Source organism: Thalassotalea montiporae (genome assembly GCF_053485855.1).
The window spans coordinates 1-15,697 of sequence record NZ_JBQRUO010000012.1 but is presented as its reverse complement, the minus strand read 5'-3'; the positions used below and the strand labels follow the sequence as shown (position 1 = coordinate 15,697).

General features: G+C 40.7%; 15 protein-coding genes and 1 pseudogene. 6 read left to right on the top strand and 10 right to left on the bottom strand.

What is annotated here, in order from left to right; genetic code table 11:
- Window positions 1-40: 40 nt before the first annotated feature.
- A complete protein-coding gene (sbcB, locus tag ACSLUR_RS18770; RefSeq protein WP_448556844.1) occupies window positions 41-1,486 on the bottom strand; it encodes an exodeoxyribonuclease I in 1,446 nt (481 codons plus the stop codon).
- Between the two features lie 303 nt (window positions 1,487-1,789).
- Between sbcB and ACSLUR_RS18765 the strand changes: the two genes are divergently transcribed.
- Window positions 1,790-1,981 (top strand): hypothetical protein, encoded by a 192-nt coding sequence (locus ACSLUR_RS18765; protein WP_116000386.1) that lies wholly within the window; start codon window positions 1,790-1,792, stop codon window positions 1,979-1,981.
- 187 nt (window positions 1,982-2,168) lie between these two features.
- Here the strand turns inward: ACSLUR_RS18765 and ACSLUR_RS18760 are convergent, their stop codons facing one another.
- Together ACSLUR_RS18760 and ACSLUR_RS18755 are read right to left on the bottom strand one after the other, a co-directional pair.
- Window positions 2,169-3,752 (bottom strand): N-acyl-D-amino-acid deacylase family protein, encoded by a 1,584-nt coding sequence (locus tag ACSLUR_RS18760; RefSeq protein WP_448556843.1) that lies wholly within the window; start codon window positions 3,750-3,752, stop codon window positions 2,169-2,171.
- 173 nt (window positions 3,753-3,925) lie between these two features.
- On the bottom strand, window positions 3,926-5,077 hold the full coding sequence (locus tag ACSLUR_RS18755) for a M14 family metallopeptidase (RefSeq protein ID WP_448556841.1): 1,152 nt from the start codon (window positions 5,075-5,077) through the stop codon (window positions 3,926-3,928).
- A 422-nt stretch (window positions 5,078-5,499) separates the two neighbouring features.
- Here ACSLUR_RS18755 and ACSLUR_RS18750 point away from each other — a divergent pair, with 422 nt between their 5' ends.
- From ACSLUR_RS18750 to dgcA, 4 genes are all read left to right on the top strand, one after another.
- Window positions 5,500-7,221: a Na+/H+ antiporter NhaC family protein gene (locus ACSLUR_RS18750; RefSeq protein ID WP_448556839.1), complete on the top strand. Its 1,722-nt coding sequence runs from the start codon at window positions 5,500-5,502 to the stop codon at window positions 7,219-7,221.
- Window positions 7,222-7,329: 108 nt separating this feature from the next.
- Complete coding sequence (locus ACSLUR_RS18745) at window positions 7,330-8,214, top strand: LysR family transcriptional regulator (protein ID WP_116013632.1); 885 nt, start codon at window positions 7,330-7,332, stop codon at window positions 8,212-8,214.
- A gap of 393 nt (window positions 8,215-8,607) precedes the next feature.
- A complete protein-coding gene (gene dgcN, locus ACSLUR_RS18740) occupies window positions 8,608-9,615 on the top strand; it encodes an N-acetyltransferase DgcN (protein ID WP_448556838.1) in 1,008 nt (335 codons plus the stop codon).
- On the top strand, window positions 9,615-10,625 hold the full coding sequence (gene dgcA / locus ACSLUR_RS18735; protein WP_448556836.1) for an N-acetyl-D-Glu racemase DgcA: 1,011 nt from the start codon (window positions 9,615-9,617) through the stop codon (window positions 10,623-10,625). The genes dgcN and dgcA overlap by 1 nt, the downstream gene beginning before the upstream one ends.
- A gap of 179 nt (window positions 10,626-10,804) precedes the next feature.
- On the opposite strand, the gene ACSLUR_RS18730 is transcribed toward dgcA, so the two are convergent.
- From ACSLUR_RS18730 to ACSLUR_RS18715, 4 genes are all read right to left on the bottom strand, one after another.
- A complete protein-coding gene (locus ACSLUR_RS18730) occupies window positions 10,805-11,263 on the bottom strand; it encodes a hypothetical protein (RefSeq protein WP_448556834.1) in 459 nt (152 codons plus the stop codon).
- Between the two features lie 25 nt (window positions 11,264-11,288).
- Window positions 11,289-11,825: a DUF7010 family protein gene (locus ACSLUR_RS18725; RefSeq protein ID WP_448556832.1), complete on the bottom strand. Its 537-nt coding sequence runs from the start codon at window positions 11,823-11,825 to the stop codon at window positions 11,289-11,291.
- Window positions 11,826-11,984: 159 nt separating this feature from the next.
- Complete coding sequence (locus ACSLUR_RS18720; protein WP_448556831.1) at window positions 11,985-12,455, bottom strand: GNAT family N-acetyltransferase; 471 nt, start codon at window positions 12,453-12,455, stop codon at window positions 11,985-11,987.
- A gap of 457 nt (window positions 12,456-12,912) precedes the next feature.
- Window positions 12,913-13,260: a hypothetical protein gene (locus tag ACSLUR_RS18715; RefSeq protein ID WP_448556829.1), complete on the bottom strand. Its 348-nt coding sequence runs from the start codon at window positions 13,258-13,260 to the stop codon at window positions 12,913-12,915.
- 114 nt (window positions 13,261-13,374) lie between these two features.
- On the opposite strand from ACSLUR_RS18715, the pseudogene ACSLUR_RS18710 reads away from it, so the two are divergent.
- Window positions 13,375-13,500, top strand: a pseudogene (locus ACSLUR_RS18710) (IS110 family transposase); the annotation flags it as partial.
- Window positions 13,501-13,509: 9 nt separating this feature from the next.
- Here the strand turns inward: ACSLUR_RS18710 and ACSLUR_RS18705 are convergent.
- The 3 genes from ACSLUR_RS18705 to ACSLUR_RS18695 all read right to left on the bottom strand — a co-directional run bounded on the left by ACSLUR_RS18705 (window position 13,510) and on the right by ACSLUR_RS18695 (window position 15,508).
- Window positions 13,510-14,487 carry an alpha/beta fold hydrolase gene (locus tag ACSLUR_RS18705; protein ID WP_448556828.1) on the bottom strand — a complete coding sequence of 326 codons (978 nt, stop codon included), beginning with the start codon at window positions 14,485-14,487 and terminating at the stop codon, window positions 13,510-13,512.
- A 147-nt stretch (window positions 14,488-14,634) separates the two neighbouring features.
- The gene (locus ACSLUR_RS18700; protein WP_448556826.1) at window positions 14,635-14,874 is read right to left on the bottom strand and encodes a hypothetical protein; all 240 of its coding nucleotides are present in this window, start codon (window positions 14,872-14,874) and stop codon (window positions 14,635-14,637) included.
- A gap of 184 nt (window positions 14,875-15,058) precedes the next feature.
- Window positions 15,059-15,508: a DUF2846 domain-containing protein gene (locus ACSLUR_RS18695; protein ID WP_448556824.1), complete on the bottom strand. Its 450-nt coding sequence runs from the start codon at window positions 15,506-15,508 to the stop codon at window positions 15,059-15,061.
- Window positions 15,509-15,697 lie beyond the last annotated feature (189 nt).

The following is a 15,697-nucleotide window of genomic DNA, read 5'->3' as shown; positions in this document are numbered from 1 at the left end:
TTTTGAAAGCGGTTAAATAAATTTAACCGCTTTTTTTATTTTACTGCTGTAAATATTGATAAAGTGCTTTTAACACTGACATCTTTCCAGCGTTGTCTTCGTGCTCATGTACTAAGTTTTCTAACCGGATCATAAACTCATCGGCACTTAGTATACCTTTACCACCAAATTGAATTTTGTCTTGGCAGTATTGCTGCCACTTTTGTTTTTCCGCTGCTGATAGCGTGTACGGGTAGTTTCTCGCGCGATAGCGAAACAGCATAACGGGCAAACGCTCATCTTGAAATTCAAATTGATGCTGAGCCAATTGCTCGGGTGCAAGGCTATGTAAAACTGCCATCTGCGCTTTGTCGGCTTCAGAGAAAAAAGCACCACCATAAAGCGCGTGTTCCGCATCTATTTGTTCACTTTCATCATAATCGGGCGCAAATACATCGTTAAGCTTATCTATTATCTCGCGGTGCTCTTTTAGCTTGGCTAGGTTCGCTAAGCACTGCTCGCGTGGTATGGCTAATCGAGCTGCATTTTCCGGCAAGAGTGTTTTCGCTGGCGCGACAACAGGACATTTGTTGATATGAATCAGTTTAAGCGGGATCGGCAGTTCGTCTTCAGCTAAATCACTATAGCGTGTATACATTCTTTCTTTGATCTGCTGAGCACTTAAGTCAAATAGTGGCTGTGGATCACGCGCTAAATCTATCGCAATAACCGCATTTTTATTGGTTGGGTGGTAAGCCAATGGGGCAAACCAGCTGGTGCAACCGTGCTGTGATGAAATCTTGCTTGAGGTGTGTACAACTGGGGTCATGTTATACACATCAATCAGCTCGGCCACTTGTTTTTTATTACGTAGACCAAACAAAAAGTGGTATAGCTTAGGCTGTTTTTCTTTAATAAGCTTGGCCATGGCAATTGTGGCGTATACGTCGCTCATTGCGTCATGTGCAGCTTCATGACTGATATCATTGGCGGCGGTTAATAGTTCTAAGCGAAAGCTGACGCGCTCTTCTCCTGTTTCTTCGTCTGTGACTTTGGGCCATTCAATGCCCTCTGGACGCAATGCATAACAAGCGCGAACCATATCAATGATATCCCATCGGCTGTTACCGTTTTGCCACTCACGAGCATAAGGGTCGTAAAAATTACGATAGAGCAGATAGCGGGTAACTTCGTCATCAAAACGAATATTGTTATAGCCAGCCACACAGGTATTAGGTGCTGAGAATAGGGCGTGAATGCGATCAGCGAATTCCGCTTCAGGTAGCCCCTCAGACATCGCTTTTTGCGGCGTAATTCCGGTGACTAAAGCAGCTTCTGGGTTTGGTAAATAATCAGCAGGTGGCTGGCAATAGAATACTTCGGGTTCACCGATAATGTTAAGATCTAAATCGGTGCGTATTGCCGCAAATTGCGAAGGTTTGTCATATTTTGGGCTAACGCCCCATGTTTCGTAGTCGTGCCAAAGAATGGTCGGCTGGTTATTCATATGGTTAATATCGTTTTTGTTTAGTTATTAGCCGTTGTATTTTGATTTGGCGAAAGAATTCGCGGTTGGGCATCGGCTTTTTAGTTATTGCCGTACTTTAACACAATAGCAGGGTAAGTTCGTTATTTAGCTGAGTACTATAAATTTATCTGGATAACGGGTTGTCAATCTTTAGCGTAAATCAGTGTAATTAAATTTGTAGCCATAACTTTACGTTATGGTTTGGCTAATTTATGTGCATTTTAAATGTTGCAGATTTATTGCATATTACACTTGAACTAAGCGCATACGGCAGGAAATATCATGGCTCAACAACAACCGTCAACCAACAACACTGGTGTAGAAACTATTGTTAATCAAATTAATGAAACTTTACAGCAACTACCTAAGGTAGTATCTGCTAAGTCTAAAGTCGTTAAACAAGATTTAACACGCAAGTATCAAGTACAGTTTCTTGGCGGGCAGGCACAGGAATATGTGTTGGGCTATAACTAGTCGCTAGAATTTTAAGCTATTTAAAGTAATACTCGCTGAATAAGAAATTTACTGGCTACGTGAATTTACAATTAGACTCCCAAAAAAAGGCAGGTTATCAAATACGATAGCCTGCCTTTTTTATTTCGTTCACTAAGTCTTGCTAATGCGTCAGCCTAAAGCCCAAGAACGCATATCAATACGTATATCAATTTGCCGATTTTCTAACGTATTGACCTGCTAGTTTTTGGTTGTACTCACCATTTTCCACGACAACTTGCCCATTGACTAATACCGTATCAACGCCAGAGGCTAAAACATTCCATTTTTGGAAGGTTGCATTGCTTTTGAACGTACTTGCATCCCAGACAATAATATCTGCCGCTAAGCCTTTTTCTAACTTACCGCGATCTTTTAGTCCTAAAATGTCTGCGGTTTGACTTGCACTTTTTATGATAAAGTCTTCAATTGATAACAGTTTTTTATCTATCACCATATCTTGATACTTTTTAGGAAAGCTACCGTATTTTCTTGGGTGTCCATTGGTGCCATCAGAAGAAGTAACAACCCATGGTTGCACAACAAATTTATTCAAATCGTTTGGCGACATGTTAAATGATGCTACTCGAATGCGGCCAAGTTGTACCAAATCAATGGCGGTATCAACAGGTGTTTTACCTTTTTCGGTGGCAATTTCTTCGAGTGTTTTACCTACTAAATTAGGTCTACTGTGAAACTCTGTAATAAGTAGGGCATTGGCACCACCACGACGGCGAATATTTTCGGCAATTTCTGTGCGAATACGCGGTAATAAATCTTTATCTTTTAGGCGATGAAAGAAGGCGATTTGATTTCCCGCTAATGCCCACTTAGGCATAATTGCACTGCGAATATTCGTGCCTGACGCTAGCCAAGGGTATTGGTCTGCACTAATACTGACACCTTGCTGCTGAGCCTGTTCAATTTGCTTGATAACGGGTGTACTTTCACCCCAAACATCTACGCCCAGCGCTTTGATATGGGCAATATGCAAATGAATATCAGCAGCTTTGGCAATATTAATAGCTTCATCAACTGCATTTGCAAAGCCAATGTTAAAGGTGCTTTCATCCCTTAAGTGAGTGTCATAAATGCCACCATAGGCAGAGGCTGCTTTAGCCAAAGCTATCACTTCTTCGGTTTTTGCATAGCTGCCAGGAACGTAATATAAACCTGACGACAAGCCAAGAGCGCCATCTTGCATTGCTTTGTCGACAATGCCGACCATTTGCGCAATTTCTTGGTCTGAAGAATAACGATTTTCGCGACCCATAACGGCAGTGCGAACACTATTGTGGCCTATGAAAAAAGCGACATTCGTGCCTATACCGTTTGCCTCTAATGCTTTTGCTGTTTTAGCAATATCAATTGGGCTGCCACCATCATTGCCATTAACGACAGTCGTCACCCCTTGCATTAGGTAATTAACATTGGCGTTTTTGTCTTGGCTTTCAAGCTCGGCGAGCGTATGTGTATGAGGGTCAATAAAACCAGGGCTAACAACATGACCACTTGCGTCAATTGTGCGCGTTGCCTGATATTGCTGACTACCACTTGGCGATATAGCACAGATAACTTGCCGACAGATGCCAATATCAAGTGATTGCGCGCCGCTGCCATCACCTAAATAAACCTCGCCATTAATGATTAGGGTATCAACTTGCGGTGATACTTGGTTCGAACAGCCTGATGTGATTGCCGCAAGTGCTAATGCCATAGCACTGGTTAGCTTTTTGAAGTTATGTTTTGCCATTTTTTGTAGCTTATCGTTGTAGTTTATCGTTTTCGCTGATGTTTGATTTGTAGGTGCTGTGCGGCATCAAACGAGATTCTTTCATCTGACGCCGCTGAGATAAGTTAATTGTGCTACAGCTTTAATAATTACCATTGCAGTCGTCACTAAAGCTTCATTTCATTCAACATCAATTAACGTAGCTGGTCGTTATCCTTAAGCATCGTTTGCATTAAGGTATTTGCTGCATCTTTGGCCAGTTTGTGAATGAATTTGCGGTCAGTGTTATCGCCCATCTCGTAAGTAATGGCGTGAACGTCGAATTTGTCAGCAACATACTGTTTGAATACACCCATTTGCGGGTTGTTACCTGGTTTTTGGATAACGTTAAACTCTGGATACTGTTTATCAAGTTTGTTCAACCAGTTATTAACCAAATAGCGTTGTTGTACGCCATAGTCGTTAGGCATTGTGTAAAAAATGTCTTTGTGGGTAGAGTGGAAATCAACCGCCATTGAAATTTTATGACCTTTCGCTACTAAGTCGGTTAGCAACTTATCAACCGCAATAACTTCTGGTTGCTTGAATTTGTTCCAGTCACGGTTTAAATCAACACCGTTAGCGTTATGACGCCAGTAACCGAGTTCTACACCATCTGGGTTCATGTTTGGCACAACAACGATATTGTAGTTTTGGCGAAAATAGCGTGCTAATTCGCTATTACCTAATAGTGTGTCAACAAACGGGAATAGCGCAATAGCACCAGTTACTTCTGGTGGGTGTTGGCGACCAAGCACAACCAACCACTGTTTTACGTTCGGTTGATTGGTGATGACTTGGTAAATTGGTTTACCGTTTACTGAGCTACCAATCACATTGTGATCAATAAATTCAAACTCGCTTAGCTTCTTACCCCAATCAATGTAGTCTTTATTGGTGATCAGCTCTTGTCCGGCGATCCACGTAGTTTTTGTATCAATGGCTAGCTCAACGTGCATTTTGTCTTCAACAATTTTGTAGTCGACTTGCTGCCAGTTTTTGCCATCTCTACTGACTTTCGGTAGGTAACGATGATCACCATCGTTTACGGTTAAGGTCAGGGTTACTGTTCTTGGCTCTTTGCTAACAAGTTGAAAAGCGTACCAAGGGCTATTATTAATCGGTTTGTTTTCAGGCAGTAGTTTGACGTTAATTTGGTTGTTGCTTTCGTCGATTTCGCAATTCTGCATTAGTGATGCAGACGTTGCATTTGAAAAGTTGTTAAGCAACTGAATGTTGTCGGATTGGCAAGCGAAACTGCTTGCAGCGAATAATGAGAGTACTGTTGAAGTCACAAATTTGTACATGGCAATTGGCTTCTTTATTAATTGATTTGTTTAATATTTCGTTAGCCGTCATACGATTATCGGCTAACGAATATGAATTTTTAGCATAGCAAATCTGATAATTAATCATGATTACTAGCTAAGGTTGTCACTAATTCTTGCTAATAACTAATGTTTCTTTTTCAGTTGCTAAAGCTCTTTTGCTGTGGCTCTTTACATCTGAAGCAGGCAAGCACATTAGCTAACTGCACTTAACTCTAACCTTGGTCAAAATTAGCTGAATTAACAATTGACTGTTGAACATTAACCTATAACCTAAAGTTATAGGTTGGCTTTGTTTCGCTACATCACGTCAGTGAAAATAATTGCTACCGTTAAAATAACATCTAAAACGCAGGTGCATTGCAGATGCATCATTGCGGCTAAAATCAGCGAGAATGCATGTGAAAAATTATAACAAATTAGCGCTATTGGTGGTTATATTTGGTTTATTTTCTGCGGTTTATGTCAGTCAGTATGTTCCTAAAACTTGGCTCGAACAGTCGCTCGTATATGAAGTTTACCAAACCAATGATGGTGATAATGCCTATATCTATCGCGGTAAAGAGGTCATTATTGAAGATGTTGTTCCCTATCAAGAGTCAGCGCTTAATCAGGCAACACTCAACAATGTTGACGAGCCGGCATTAAGTCAGCAATGGGTGATTGATGAACAAGGGACGATTAAACAGCTGAAGCCAGCATTTCATTTTGGCGTTTGGTCGTTGTTACCTGCGCTGATCACTGTTTCACTTTGTTTAATTACTAAAGAGCCGTTAAGTGCGTTGTTTACCGGTATCGTTACTGGCGCGCTAATGCTTGGTGAATACGATATAACTGACAGCGTGATAATTCCGCAACTTGCTAAAGAAGGCAGTGCAGCGCTATTACTGCTGTATTTGTGGTTATTGGGCGGTTTACTTGGCGTGTGGGCGAAAACTGGCGCTGCGCAAGCATTTGCCGATATGATGACACGCAGGTTCGTGCGCGGGCAACGATCGGCTAAATTAGTTTCTTGGTGTTTAGGTGTCTTATTTTTCCAAGGGGGCACCATGAGCACTGTTTTAGTAGGGACAACAGTCAGGCCGCTAGCGGATAGAGCAAAAGTCAGCCATGAGGAAATGAGTTATATCGTTGACTCAACCGCCTCACCAATTGCTGCTGTGCTAGCATTCAATGCGTGGCCAGCTTATGTACAAGCGCTTATTTTTGTACCTGGGGTTGCGTTTTTAGCAACAGAAGCTGATCGCCTCGATTTCTTTTTCAGCAGTATTCCCTTTAGTTTCTATGGCATTTTAGCCGTCGTCGGCACCTTGTTATTAAGCTTAAACATCACGACTTTTTCAGGTCGAAGAATACGCGAAGCGCACCACAGAGCAAACACCACAGGGCAATTAGATGCGCCCAATGCTCAGCCGCTAAGTGCGAAGGAATTGCAAAGCAGGGTAGTGCCGGAAGGTTATCACTCTCACCATTTTGAATTTATTTTCCCGCTGATCACGTTAATCGGTATTGCGGTTTTCACCTTCATTTTACTGGGCTCGCCAAAAGTGAATTGGGCATTTGGCGCGGCATTAATGCTAGCGATAGGTATTGCCCTTGCCAAAGGCATGAGTCTTAAAAACGTGATGGACGGGCTAAATCTGGGCTTAAAAAGTGTCGTCTTTGCCTCTGTTATTCTAATGATGGCGGTGATCATTGGCTTTATCAGCAAAGAGATTGGTGGCGGTTTATATCTTGTTTCATTGTTAGGTGAGCAACTACCGTATTGGGCATTGCCTATTACCTTGCAATTAATGACCATGGTGATCGCGTTTTCAACGGGCACAAGTTGGGGAACCTATGCCATCGCATTTCCACTGGCGATGCCGCTGGCGTGGGCTATTGGCGAGCACCAAATGCTGGCAAATCCAGAAATCTACATGATGATTTGTTTCGCCACCGTGCTAAACGGCAGTATTTATGGCGACCAATGTTCGCCAATTTCAGATACCACCATATTAAGTGCGATGACCACGGGCTGTGACTTAATGGACCATGTAAAATCGCAAATTGTACCGGCAAGTTTTGCTGCAGCTACGGCAGCACTGCTCTGGACCTTATGTGTTATTGGATTTGCGGCCTAGTATGTGAACTATGGTCATTCAGGCAAAGTCACCCAAAAATACAAAGTAAAAGACAACAAGAAAACAAGAATAACTAAGATGAAAAACACAACTCGTGGAGGAGAATAAATGAGACTTAGACATATTGAGGTGTTTCATGCCATTTATTCAACTGGCTCTATCACAAATGCAGCGAAAATTTTGCACGTTTCTCAGCCTTCTGTGAGTAAGGTGCTGGCGCACGCTGAAATGCAGCTTGGCTTTCAGTTATTTGAACGTGTTAAAGGCCGACTCATTCCAACCAATGAAGCGGAAATGTTGTTTGATGAAGCAGATAAAATTTATCAGCAGATGCGCTCAATTAACAATACCGCTGAAAATATTAAAAAGTCTGAATATGGCAATATTAGTATCGCAGTAACGCCAGCCTTGGGTTTTGACGTGTTGCCAGTCGCGATAGCTAATTTCCAGCAAGCACACCCAAAAGTGAATTTTCAAGTGCAGACAGTGCACAACGATGAAGTGATGCAGTCACTTTACGAGCACAAATGTGACATAGCTGTGGTATTTTCGCCAACGGCGATGGCAGGGGTTGTTGAAACGGTATGTGATCAATCCGAGCTCGTTGTTATGTATCCCAAATCACTGTTTCCGTCAGAGCCAACATCACTGAACTTAACTGATTTAAAAGACTTACCATTTATTGATATTAGCGACAGTGGACCGCTGGGTGATCAGCTCTGGACGCGAATGATGAAAGAAAACATCAAGCTGCAATCCACCATCAAAGTGCAAACATACTTTATTGCTGCGCGCATGGTCGCCAATGGTGCTGGCGTGTGTGTTGTAGATAAATACACTGCCTACGGCAACGCCATGGACGATGTGGCTTACGCATCTTTTGAGCCGCGCTTGTCGTTTAATGTCAGTATGTTGCATTTAGAAAACAGACGACTTTCCGTGGCGGCAGATGACTTTATGGAGTTTCTAAATAAACAGATCCAAAGTATTTAGACTTCTGCGCTTACCTCATATCGGCAACAAGGCGTTCGTATTATAAATTCACCTTGTTGCTTTATCCCTTCTTTCCACAGTTTCATACATTGATTTAGTCATACCGTCATTCACCGAAACTGCCATCAACTGCTGTTAAATCCATGTGTAGTAACTATCTGTTTATTAAGGTTTATTTGTTTTTGCAACAATGAGTTAGGTGTATTTTTTTGTGCATTCCATTAACAGCTTTGCGACCTTGTAAATTGTTCAAGAAATCTTTCAAAGGGAGGGATTTTCTCGTATAGCCTCAAGTTATGGACATGACAACACACGCTATTTTTCAAATTTGAAGTCACCCTCTAAGCTGAATCTAAGTCTTTGAAAATTTAATACTCAGCTAAAGGATGTGTTATGCAAATTGTCGGCCCTTACTTACTTTTTATTGGCGATGCGACCGATGCCTTATCAATTAAAATGGCACGTGGTGTAGCCGACTTTCGCCCTGAGCTTTGTATTGGTGAAATGCAAGTTGAAGGTTGTAGCGTTACTACAGGCTTACCGCAACTTACTATCGCCGAAGGCGTTGCCAAAGGTGCTAAAACATTCGTGTTAGGCTTTGCCAATAGTGGTGGCGTGTTAGATCCTAAATGGCATCCATATATTCTAGAAGCGCTTGCTGCGGGTATGGATGTTGTCAGTGGTTTACATGAAAAAATGAGCGACGTGCCAGAACTAGCGCAAGCTGCGGCGGCAAACAAGGTTAAGCTACTCGATATTCGCCACCCAGATGGTGAATTTAAAACGGGCACAGCAGTTCCACGTAAAGGCAAGCGCTTGTTAACCGTGGGTACTGACTGTTCAGTAGGTAAAATGTACACCTCGCTTAGCCTTGAAAAAGCAATGAAAGATCAAAACATGGACGTTGACTTCCGGGCAACAGGGCAGTGCGGCATTCTTATCGCAGGCCAAGGTGTGGCAATTGATTGCGTAATTTCTGATTTCATTTCTGGTGCCACAGAGTCGTTGTCACCAGACAACAACGAACAACACTGGGATATCATTGAAGGCCAAGGTTCGCTCTCACATCCTGCGTTTGCTGGCGTGAGCATGGGGTTATTACACGGCTCTCAACCTGACGCCTTGGTGATTTGTCATGCATTAAATCGCCATCATATGCGTGGTTTGCCACATACAGCATTCCCAAGTTTACAAGAAACCATTGCGCTTAATTTACAAGCTGCAAAATTAACTAATCCGAACGTTAAAGTTGCTGGTATTGCCGTTAACACTTCAAGTGTTAGTGTCGAAGAAGGGCGAGCCATTTGTCAGCAAATCAGTGATGAGCTTTCATTACCGTGTGTTGATCCTGTTCGCGATGGTTGTGATGCAATTGTTGAGCGCTTAACGCAGGAATTTTAATGATGACTGCTGCAATTTCACTTGAATATCGACAAACTGACTTTCCATTAGCACAAGTATTTCGTATTGCTAGAGGTGCTAAAACCGAAGCGAAAGTTGTTGAAGTTAGCTTAATCCAAGATGGCAAAGTGGGGCGAGCAGAGTCTGTGCCTTACAACCGCTACCAAGAAACGATCGAGAGTGTCGCAAATCAACTCGATTATGTGCAAAATCGTCTGGCAAGCGGTGTCGATATTGACTTGATTTTAGCTGCTATGTCACCTGGCTCGGCAAAAAATGCCATTGATTGTGCATTTTGGGACTTAAAAGCCAAGCTTGCTGGTAAATCGGTTGCGCAACTCTTGGCGCTAACCGAACCTGCTTCATGCATTACCGCGCAAACTTTAAGTATTGATACTCCTGAAGCAATGGCAAAAGCTGCCGCAGCACTTGAACATCCACCGCTGATAAAAGTGAAGTTGGATAACCAAGATATTGCGGAGAAAATGCAGGCAATATACAAAGCGTCGCCAAACAGCCAATTTATTGTTGACGCGAATGAAGGCTGGAGCATGTCTCAGCTCGTTGATAACGCTCAGGTGCTCGCTGATTGCAATGTAGTGCTTATTGAGCAGCCATTACCAACGGGCGAAGATGTTGAACTTATCAACGTTAAACTACCCGTTGCGTTATGTGCCGATGAGTCTTGTCATACACGTAAAGATCTCGATTATTTAGCCGCTCGTTATCAGGCGGTTAATATCAAACTAGATAAAACAGGTGGCTTAACTGAGGCTGTCGCATTAGCGCAAGAAGCACAAGCACTTGGTTTAGATATTATGGTTGGTTGTATGGTGGGCAGTTCGCTTGCCATGGCACCCGCGTATTTATTGGCTTCAAAAGCAAAATACGTAGATTTAGACGGCCCCGTATTAGTCGCTAAAGATCGCGAATATGGCTTTAATATTGATCGCGGCTTGATGTCGGCACTTGATCATCGCCTATGGGGCGGCGCGAGCGCTAATTACTAATCGAATAAGTATCGGCAAGTTGGGGTTATATACTTTTAGCGTGTGACCTTAATTAGACTTAAGGTTGATTCTGATGTTCTCCTGTTATAGCCCCGTTTAGGGGCTTTTTTTGTCGATAAGTTAATGTAAAAGCATCGATATGATGGTTTTAAAATAGAGGTCGCGATATTAAGCAAGGCTTAAAAACAAGACTCATGCCATAGCCACTTATCTTGATCAGCTTTGAATTCTTCTAATATTTTCATTGCAGCAGTTGGCCTGTTAACCCATTTATCGTTTTCCATGACTTGAAACGTTTCATTCAACCCTCCGTGAGCATCAAAGTACTCGATGACCTCAAGATAAAAGCTTTCAATTAATTCAAGTTCTCTTTTACTCGTAGGTGGTAAACGCACAGAGTCAACAATTAACACTTTAGTTGATACTTGGCCCCGTAAGAAATTTTTCGCTTTATCAACGTCATCATCCTCTAAATGTTTCAATGCCCAAAGCATGAAGCGACCATTATCAACATGCTCTTTTGTATAGGTGTTTCCCAAAGATGCGTAATTTAAATAAAACGCCGAAATAAAGCCGCCAGTGAATACTAGTAAGGTGAATATTCCGCCAACAATCCATGTGAAAACGCTAGACTTCATCGATATGCTCACTTTAACAAGTTTGTTATGTGGTTTTTATTTCTCTTGTTAGCATTTGATAAATACTCACTAAATATACAAAAACGACCGCACAAGATATTGCCAGCAGGCCGTGGTTAGGAAAAATATACCAAACTAAAAGAATGATAATCGTTCGTAGCACCGCATGAATAACACCAACAGGGTGCTGGACTATCCACGAATAGACCACCCAATGAAGGCCTAACCCAATACCTAAGGTCATAGGTACAAACTCGGGGGCATTGAGTAATAATGGAATATGCACTGCCCACAGCAGGTTGACCATAAGCACACAAAGCCCCATAAGTTTAGCTAACGGGTTTGTTGACGAAACTAAGTTTTCTTTTCTTAGTTTCGAAATCATTAACGCTAAAGGGAAAATGCCACCTGTTGCAAATAGTAGAATGTAGACTGCTATCGCTTGGTCAAACTGAGTGCTCAATAGCGCAATCACGCCCCAGATTATGGTGCCAGCAATAGGCATTGAAACAGACCTATTTGAAGATTGCTCAAACTCGCTTCTGTAATCATCTAAAGTCAAAATATTCCTCTCCCTGAACATAAATGCCGCCGTTTATTAAAGCACGTATGCGCAGATAAACGGCTAAAGTTAGTTATTGATGTGATAGTCTATTGTTATTTGCTACCTTCTCATTCATTGAAAAACAAAAAAGCGTTAAAGACTCGATTGAACTATTTGTTACAAGGTACTTAAACTTTTGTGCATTGCAACACAATCCATGACGAAACCACGAGGATTATTGTACTTTGTTACTTCTTCACCGACATAACCTAGCGATCGATAAAAAGATGCCGCATTCAATGTCGAGTCTAGGTAAACAGTATTAAGTTGATTCTTAATTGCCAATTCCTCTAAGTATTGCATCATCGTTTTAGCAACACCTTTGCCCATAAATTGCGGCTTGGTAAAAATGGCGTAAATCTTCTTTTCTTTGTAGCTTAAAGCACCTAAGCCGATGATTTCTTCATTTTGAGTTGCTACATAAAAGTTGCTCTCTATTTCAGCTGCAAAACTTTCAGGTAGAGAGCCATTTAGCCATACACTAATTAGTTCGGGTGAATAATGATTTGCGCACTCTGCTTGTATTGACTCTTTTCGTATTTCCCAAGCAATATCTATATCGTTTTTATTAGCTTTGCGGATTTTCACTAAGACTCCTTGTGATTTATAAAGCCCAAATAACGGACGCTTAAAGTAAGCTAGTTGATTAGGTTGTTACGCATTTTTACCATTGTAAAGAGCTTTACCAACTAGCCAATATATTATTCGATACAAATAAAGCGCGCATATTGGCAGTGTAAATGTAAGTATTGTAAAAGGTGTGATAGTTCCAGAACTAAATTCTCCGAATATATAAGCTGACGCGGAGAATCCCATAAATACGCTTTTAGTACTTACAGCTGTTAATCCCAAAAACAAAATAAATATAAAGGAATGAAATATGATTTTTTGCTTTTTAGAGGCGTAGGAACTTAGCATCGAGCCACCCTAAATTTGACACCTATTGTTTTAGTTAATCGACTTGCAATGATTGGCTTGTGTTTTTGTTTCTTTTACAAAAATCGAGAAGAGTGTTTTTCGTCCGATTGATTTTGTTAGGTTTCCTTTACTCGTAAACATAGAGCAATCCCCAACCAACTAAAGCTAATAAATATCCTGGGATACACCAGAAATCCTTACTTAATATTGGTTTCCCGTAATTGTCTTTTGGTGAAAAAAGTTGAGATGATAATGATGGAAACACCAAAAAAAACACACTTAAAATTACAGGGATATATAAGTAAATTACGCCTCCTGCGCTAAATCCTGCACGACCTGTATAATAAGAATAATTAGGGTTTGTACTTAACGCTTCTTCAACGGAAGTATTGAAACTAGAAAACCAATCAACATTTCCTGAATAAATTAAGAAAAATGTAATACCTATTGCTAATCCTGCAACTTTATTAAACAACTCAACACCTGCCTTGGTAACCTAACGAATGATATGGACTCCCCGGTCGGCATCTTTCTCTAGCGAGTGTGCCATAGTGAAGTTGATAAGTAGCTTCAATTGAGGAGAGTCCATATGTCACTAATTAAAGCAATTGGCATCGATTTAGCCAAATCTGTTTTCAGTAACCACGGTGTCGATAGTCATGACAATTGCCAACTACGAAAAACAGTTAAGCGAAACAAGCTGTTAGCTGCTGTTGTAATAGTTTTAAAGATCAAATAGCCACTTTTCTATTTTGCTAGCATCTATTTGACTGAAAACCATTAGGCTTGAATGAACGCGACCTTCGAAAATAAGCTTTGTTAAGTGCTTATTGGCGACCGACGAAAAGTAACTTGGTGGTGAAACTGAATCAACATTCGAATTTATTAACAATGCCGGTTTACTGCTTTCAATTAAATTTAATAATAAATCGGTTTCTTCTAAAGTAACTGATGCATCATTCATTGTATGAGTAACAATATCATCTACGCTATCAAAAAATAAACTGCTTAGTATGGGAGCTTTATTTGGTAAATACTCTTTGGCAGCAAGATCGAACCTCATCATAGGGGCTAGCAAAATAGCTGCATCTACATATTCCGATGATAGTAAGTTGCTTGCCACTAGAGTTCCCATTGAGTGTCCAACGACAACTGTTAACTCTTTGTTTCCTTTTTTATTTGTTAATTGACTGAGTAGTTGAGCTAGCACACGGTGTTCTTTAGAACCAAAAGCAAATTTTTCATTTGATTCGCCATGACCAAATAAATCAGGGATGACCACTTTCATGCCAAGAGCCCTAAAATAGATAGCAGTAGCCATCATAACTTCTTTTTTACCTCCATATCCATGCAACAATAGAGCTGTGCCCTTGAAGCGATTGAATGTATCAGAAGTCATTGTGTGAGATACCGTATTCTCTACTCCATTTCCTGCTGCGTGAAGGTTGTAATAGACGTAACTACCCGCCTGAAAATTTTCATAGAGGTAAGGAGGGGCTATTAGGTATGGGATACATTCCTTTGTACTTTGCGAGCAAAATTTATGTTTTGTGAAACCAATGTCTTCAGGTTTAGCTTTAATAAACTCTGCCTCTGATAGAAAAACATCAGGATTAGATATTATGTAGCTTCCAATTGAAGTACAGCCAGATAACAACTGAGCGAAAATAATAAGGAAAACTAGTTTAATTATGTTGTTCATTTTTACTACGGTGTTTTAAGTTCCTATCGGAACTTTGCTTAGGGCAGCTAACGCCGCAATAAACGGCAAGTAATGCTTGGCTAAATTAAACGAGGCACGAGAGCGAGCCAGGCTTACCGCGTCCGGTTGTTTGTTTTGTTAGGTAATTTATCTGCTAGCTAATAGTTCACGAACACTCGGCTTTAATTGTTCCTTAATCGAAACGACTTGCTCTTTTGTTGAAATAGTTTCACGACTAAGGAATTCAATGCGCTTATTTAAAGATTGAATGCTTTGTTGAAGTTCAATATTTTGAGCCGCTATTTTTTGGTTAGTTTGATATTGAAATACGAGAATAACTAAAATTAGTAAAGTGCCTATTACTTTTAAGTTTATAACTTTGTTCATTTTATTTCCTTGTTTGATTTAACAACTGTACGTTAAATGACGCTTGAAGTTATCTAAAAGTTCAATGTGACTTTAGAGTTACCTAACGCCACAATAAACGGCAAGTAATGCTTGGCTAAAACCGGCGAGGAACGAGCGCGAGCCAAGCGTTACGCGGCCGTTTGATTGCCTTGATAGCTATATCTCATTTATCCAATGGTTGATAATTTGTATTTTTAATCGCTAGTTCCCCATAAACTTTTGAAACTTGTTTTATATCGTTGTAATACATATTTCCTTTTGTATATGCGGAAAACTCAACGTACACTGGTTCTAAACTACTTGCTTTTACTTCAATTTCTAGTCCTTCATAATCTTCGCTTTGATTTGTAGCCCAATTAGGAGGAAATACTTGCCTTACTTTGTATATACCAGGCTTAACTACCACAAAGCTATATCCATTATTATCTAGTTCAGCTACTTTTTTATCGTCTAGGTAAAAATCAGATGAATGAAAAGAGCTGGCCAAGTTTTTAACGCGATATATGTAAATTACTGCATCATCCTTATTTGTATTAACAGGGCTAAATTTGGGGCCACTTGCTGAGCACCCTATTAATATTGTTAATAAAAAGATCCGTATAATATTCTTCAAAACATATCCTTATATAGCTAACGCCTTGCTAAAAGGCGAAAAATGCTTGGCTATAATTAGCGACTAAGGAGCGCAAGCCAAGCGTTTTGCGTGATCTTGCCCCGATAAAATGGACACGCTCCATGTTTAATTTAGTGCTGACTCAAATTCAGCAGGTGTTTGATATCCTAAACTCGAATGTAATCGCTG

Coding starts and splice junctions, on each gene's coding strand:
- sbcB (WP_448556844.1), bottom strand. CDS start 1,486: ATGAATAACCAGCCGACCATTCTTTGGCACGACTACGAAACATGGGGC.
- ACSLUR_RS18765 (WP_116000386.1), top strand. CDS start 1,790: ATGGCTCAACAACAACCGTCAACCAACAACACTGGTGTAGAAACTATT.
- ACSLUR_RS18760 (WP_448556843.1), bottom strand. CDS start 3,752: ATGGCAAAACATAACTTCAAAAAGCTAACCAGTGCTATGGCATTAGCA.
- ACSLUR_RS18755 (WP_448556841.1), bottom strand. CDS start 5,077: ATGTACAAATTTGTGACTTCAACAGTACTCTCATTATTCGCTGCAAGC.
- ACSLUR_RS18745 (WP_116013632.1), top strand. CDS start 7,330: ATGAGACTTAGACATATTGAGGTGTTTCATGCCATTTATTCAACTGGC.
- dgcN (WP_448556838.1), top strand. CDS start 8,608: ATGCAAATTGTCGGCCCTTACTTACTTTTTATTGGCGATGCGACCGAT.
- dgcA (WP_448556836.1), top strand. CDS start 9,615: ATGATGACTGCTGCAATTTCACTTGAATATCGACAAACTGACTTTCCA.
- ACSLUR_RS18730 (WP_448556834.1), bottom strand. CDS start 11,263: ATGAAGTCTAGCGTTTTCACATGGATTGTTGGCGGAATATTCACCTTA.
- ACSLUR_RS18705 (WP_448556828.1), bottom strand. CDS start 14,487: ATGAACAACATAATTAAACTAGTTTTCCTTATTATTTTCGCTCAGTTG.
- ACSLUR_RS18700 (WP_448556826.1), bottom strand. CDS start 14,874: ATGAACAAAGTTATAAACTTAAAAGTAATAGGCACTTTACTAATTTTA.